The 5,194-nt window shown below is 61.0% G+C and carries 5 protein-coding genes; 2 read left to right on the forward strand and 3 right to left on the reverse strand.

From position 1 onward, the window contains the following. The 3 genes from L977_RS02165 to L977_RS02175 form a co-directional block, all read right to left on the reverse strand. Window positions 1–533 (reverse strand): substrate-binding domain-containing protein (locus tag L977_RS02165; RefSeq protein WP_047624555.1); only part of this gene is annotated, 533 nt, incomplete at its 3' end. A gap of 19 nt (window positions 534–552) precedes the next feature. Then, a complete protein-coding gene (locus tag L977_RS02170) occupies window positions 553–1,548 on the reverse strand; it encodes an ABC transporter permease (protein ID WP_047624556.1) in 996 nt (331 codons plus the stop codon). After that, window positions 1,545–3,047 carry a sugar ABC transporter ATP-binding protein gene (locus tag L977_RS02175; protein ID WP_047624558.1) on the reverse strand — a complete coding sequence of 501 codons (1,503 nt, stop codon included), beginning with the start codon at window positions 3,045–3,047 and terminating at the stop codon, window positions 1,545–1,547. The genes L977_RS02170 and L977_RS02175 overlap by 4 nt, the downstream gene beginning before the upstream one ends. A gap of 159 nt (window positions 3,048–3,206) precedes the next feature. On the opposite strand from L977_RS02175, the gene L977_RS02180 reads away from it, so the two are divergent. Continuing rightward, window positions 3,207–4,295: an oxidoreductase gene (locus L977_RS02180; protein ID WP_047624560.1), complete on the forward strand. Its 1,089-nt coding sequence runs from the start codon at window positions 3,207–3,209 to the stop codon at window positions 4,293–4,295. Window positions 4,296–4,354: 59 nt separating this feature from the next. Next, window positions 4,355–5,098: an SDR family NAD(P)-dependent oxidoreductase gene (locus tag L977_RS02185; RefSeq protein ID WP_014882958.1), complete on the forward strand. Its 744-nt coding sequence runs from the start codon at window positions 4,355–4,357 to the stop codon at window positions 5,096–5,098. The last annotated feature ends 96 nt before the right edge of the window (window positions 5,099–5,194 follow it).

Here is a 5,194-nt window from a genome sequence, read left to right on the forward strand (position 1 = left end):
TGACGACGCTCCATCGGCGGGAAGCCCGCCACCCACAGCTTGACGATATTGGCCTTGCCGTTGAAATCTTTCGCCAGCTGGCCGAAGGAGAGGTTCGTCAGCGAAGCATCATCCTGCTGAGTAACGGTCACGCCCGGGATCTCGCCGTTCACCGCCGTATCAAACACGGCGACTTTAATCCCGGCATCCACCGCCTTCTTCACCAGCGCGGTGGAGTACGGATCGCGCCCCTGAGACAGGATAATCCCGTCGTACTTCTGGCTGATTGCCTGGTTCACGAAGTCCTGGAATTTGGCATCGTCCCCGTTGCTTAAAAAAGTGCTGACCTTAAAGCCGAGTTTCTTCCCTTCCTGAATCGCCCCCGCCACAAACTGCGTGGTGTTGTCGTCGGAGCCGAGGTTGCGGATCACCGCGATGCGGATCGGACCCTCGTGGTTCGCAATGGCAGCCGGCACCGGTGCGGGCGTGGCCGCGAAGCCTGGCAGCGCAGTCAATAATCCAAGTGCTACCAATGAGCGTGCAATTTTTTTCATTTTTTATCCTGTTGTGTTATCAGCGTTTTTGTATGTAGGTCATCGCCAGCGCCACCGCGAGCACCAGCCCTTTTATAATGTCCATGGCGTAATACGGCACGGAGAGCATCACCAGCCCGTTCGACAGCACGCCGAGAATAACTGCCCCAACCAGCGTCCCCAGCGCGTTCGGCTTGCCGGAACCCGCCAGCGAGAAGCCGATCCACGCCGCGGCCACCGCATCCATCAGATAACCGCCCCCGGCATTCACCTGCGACGAGCCAATGCGCGAGGCCAGCAAAATCCCGCCCAGCCCCGCCAGCAGCGAGGCGATCACGTAAGCTGCCACCTTGTAGCGCGTGGTGCGAATACCGGAGAGGCGCGCGGCTTCCGGGTTGCCGCCGATGGCGTACATGCGTCGGCCATGCGTGGTGAGGGACAGTCCCAGCTGCGCGAGAACCGTCACCACCAGCATGATGATGACGATGGTCGGCACCTGCCCCAGCAGGCTGAACGCCGCCGGAATGGTCCCTTCCGCCATATCACCGCTCGGCAGCACCATGTTTTCGGTAATCGACCCGCCATAGCTGTAAGTCATCGCCACGCCCTGGATCACAAACAGGCTGGCGAGGGTCGCGAGCATGTCCGGAATACGCAGGATGACGATCAGAAACGCGTTGAACAGCCCCACCAGCGTGCAGAGCGCAAGGGTAATCAGAATCGACTCGGTAGTGCCGAAGCCGTGCCAGACGAAAAGCGATATCACCAGCGCGTTTGCCAGCGACGCGGTGGATCCCACGGAGAGATCGAACCCGCCGACGGTCAGCGAAATCGATACGCCAATGGCAATCACCGTCACGATGGCGATCGCCCGCAATATGTTGATGATGTTGTTCGGATCGAGGAAGTTGTCCGAGGCCAGGCCAAACACCGCCACCAGCGCGACGACGGTCAGCAACATGCCCCACTTGTAGAGAAAATCGAAAATATGCTGACGGCCTGACGCCGTCGCAGTCACTGAAAGGGCCTTACTCACGACGCCGATCCTCCGGTTGAATAATAAAGTAGTGTCTCTTCACGGGCCTCGGCCCCGGCGATTTCCGCCACGATACGTCCGTCCCACAGCACGCAGATGCGGTCGCACAGCCCGACCAGCTCGGCAAATTCACCCGAGGCATAAATCACCCCTTTGCCCTCGCGCGCCAGGCCGTCAATCAGCTGGAACAGATCGGTTTTGGCTTTCACGTCCACGCCCTTCGTCGGCTCATCGAAAATCAGCACGCTGGCATCATTACGCAGCCATTTACCGATGGCGACCTTCTGCTGGTTGCCGCCGGACAAACGGCGCAGCACCTGCCCCGGCCCCCGCGCACGCACGCCGACGCGGGCAATCACCTCTTCTGCCCAGCGCCACGCCTGACGATGACCAAACAGGCTCCAGCGCGAGAAGCTGTTATCGGCGCACACGGCAAGGTTCATGCTCACGGGCTCGTCGATAAAAATGCCCTCCTTGCGCCGCTCCTCCGGCACCAGCGCCAGCCCGCGCAGCACCGAGTCGGCCGGGTCGCGCGGTTTCCAGGGCTGATGATTCAACTCGCCTTGTGCCACCCGGCTTTTCGTGGCGCCAAACAGCGCCTTGCAAAGTTCGGTTTTGCCCGCGCCCGCCAGCCCGGCAATGCCCAGAATTTCGCCTTTGCGCAGGTGAAGGGAGATATCATTCAGCAGCGCGTCATCGTGCAGACCCTCTACGCGCAGCAACGTTTCGTCGCTGTGCGGGGGGCGAGCAGGCGGGTAAATATCGCTCAGCACGTGGCCAAGCATCTTCTCAACGATCGCTTCGCCGCTGAGATCGGCCATCGGGCCGGACTCAATCAGCTTGCCGTCACGCAGCACCGTCAGGGTGTCGCAGATGGCTTTCAGCTCGTGAATACGGTGCGAGATAAACACTACGCCGATGCCCTGCTGCTGCAGGCGTCTCACAACCGCAAACAGGCGCTCGCTTTCGTGTGCATCCAGCGGTGCGGTGGGTTCATCCAGAATTAAAAAACGGCAATGATGGGACAGCGCCCGCGCCAGCAAAATCTGCTGTTTTTCAGCAAGCGTGCAGCTGTCGACCGATCGCCGAACATCCATGGACACGTCCAGTTGCGCCAGCGCCTGTCTCGCCTGGTGACGAACCGCACGCCAGCTGAAGCGGTGCCCGGGCTGCGCAAGCTGGTCGAGCATGATGTTCTCGGCAATGCTCAGCCCCGGGATCAGCGCCACGTCCACTTCCTGCTGCACAAGGTGAATGCCCAGCCGTTTGGCGTCCAGCGGCTCGCGGATCGTCACCGACTGGTTGTTAATGCAAATCTCGCCTTCATAGCGATCGTGCGTTCCGCACAGCACCGCCATCAGCGTCGATTTCCCCGCGCCGTTGGCGCCGGTCAGCGCATGCACCGACCCGCCGCTCAGGGTAAAGTCCACCCGTGACAGCGCCTGAAAGCCGGAAAAGGCCAGGCTGATACCACGCATCTCAAGGCGACTGGAAACCATCCGCGTAAATCCTTAATTACTCTTCTGATTTATCGAATTTTTCACAGCGCCGGTTGACTGACAACGACGGAAAAGGCATAAGATAAAGCGAAATATTATTAGCCATCCGGATGTCCAGACATAACATCGGGTTAGCGCGTGCTAAAAAAGGACAACACCATGAGCAATACCGATATCCGCGTCGTGCCCGGCCCGGCGAACTACTTCTCCCATCCAGGCAGCCTTGCGCTTCTCAATGATTTCTTCACGCCAGAGCAGCTTTCCCGCGCGGTGTGGATTTACGGCGAGCGCGCCATCGAAGCCGCGCGCCCTTTCCTGCCAGCGAGCTTTGACGCGCCGGGGGCAAAACACCTGCTGTTTAAGGGCCACTGCAGCGAGCGCGACGTCAGCCACCTGGTGAATGAAGCCGGCAGCGACGTCAGCGTGGTGATAGGCATCGGCGGCGGCGCGGTGATGGATACCGTCAAAGCCGTGGCGCGCCGTTCAGGTGTACCGTTCGTGGGCATCCCCACCATCGCCGCGACCTGCGCGGCGTGGACCCCGCTCTCCGTCTGGTACAACGATGAAGGCCAGGCGTTGCAGTTTGAGATTTTCGACGACGCGAACTTCCTGGTGCTGGTGGAGCCGCAGATCGTTCTCAATGCCCCGGCGGAATACCTGCTGGCGGGCATCGGCGACACGCTGGCGAAGTGGTACGAAGCGGTTGTGTTGGCACCTGAGCCGGAAAACCTGCCCCTGACCGTGCGGCTGGGCATCAACAGCGCGCTGGCGATCCGCGACGTGCTGCTGGAACGCAGCGAGGAAGCGCTGGCAGACCAACAGCGTGGCGAGTTATCGCAGGCGTTCCGGGACGTAGTGGATGCGATCGTTGCCGGCGGTGGAATGGTCGGCGGTCTGGGCGAGCGCTACACCCGCGTGGCGGCGGCGCATGCCGTACATAACGGGTTAACCGTGCTGCCGCAGACGGAAAAATACCTGCACGGCACCAAGGTGGCCTACGGCATTCTGGTGCAAAGCGCCCTGCTCGGCCAGGACGACGTGCTGGCGCAGCTGGTGGCGGCCTATCAACGCTTTAACCTGCCGACCCGGCTACGCGAACTGGACGTTGATATTAATAACCGCGACGCGCTGGATAAGGTTATTACCCACACCCTGCGTCCGGTGGAGTCGATTCATTATCTGCCCGTTGAGTTAACCCCTGACGTTCTGCGCGCCGCGTTTGAGAAGGTGGAAACATTCCCCCGTTAAATGCGCCGACCGTCTATACCTAATGATGATTCTCACCACTCTCTCGCAACGAGGTCATCATGCAGATCGATTTAACAGGTAAGAAAGCGCTGGTTACCGGCGCCAGCCGTGGGTTGGGCCGTGCGATAGCCCTGTCGCTGGCCCGTGCTGGTGCCGATGTGGTTATAACGTATGAAAAATCAGCCGATAAAGCCCAGGCGGTCGCCGATGAGATAAAAGCGCTTGGCCGATACGGTGAAGCCGTACAGGCTGACAGCGCCAGCGCGCAGGCGATTCAGGATGCCGTCACCCATGCGGCGCGCGCGCTCGGCGGGCTGGACATTCTGGTCAACAACGCCGGGATCGCGCGCGGTGGCCCGCTGGAGTCCATGACGCTGGCTGACATCGACGCCCTGATCAACGTCAACATCCGCGGCGTGGTGATCGCCATTCAGGAAGCGCTGGTGCACATGTCTGACGGCGGGCGCATCATTAACATCGGCAGCTGCCTGGCAAACCGCGTGGCCATGCCCGGTATTGCCGTTTACTCCATGACCAAGTCGGCTCTCAACTCTCTTACCCGCGGCCTGGCGCGCGATCTCGGCCCGCGCGGCATCACCGTCAACCTGGTGCATCCCGGTCCGACCAACAGCGATATGAACCCGGAGGACGGGGAACAGGCGGAAGCCCAGCGCCAGATGATTGCGGTCGGCCATTACGGTCAGCCGGAAGACATCGCGGCGGCAGTCACTTTCCTTGCCAGCCCGGCCGCCGGGCAGATCTCCGGTACCGGTCTGGACGTGGACGGCGGTTTGAACGCCTGAACGCATATTTTCTGCAAGCCTCTGTCACCCGGCAGAGGCTCTTCCGGGCCGCCTCGACGGTTTGCGTTTTGCCGCTTTCTCGCGGTTTTTCGCCAC

This window comes from Enterobacter sp. ZOR0014 (genome assembly GCF_000798855.1).
Lineage (GTDB): Bacteria > Pseudomonadota > Gammaproteobacteria > Enterobacterales > Enterobacteriaceae > Enterobacter > Enterobacter kobei.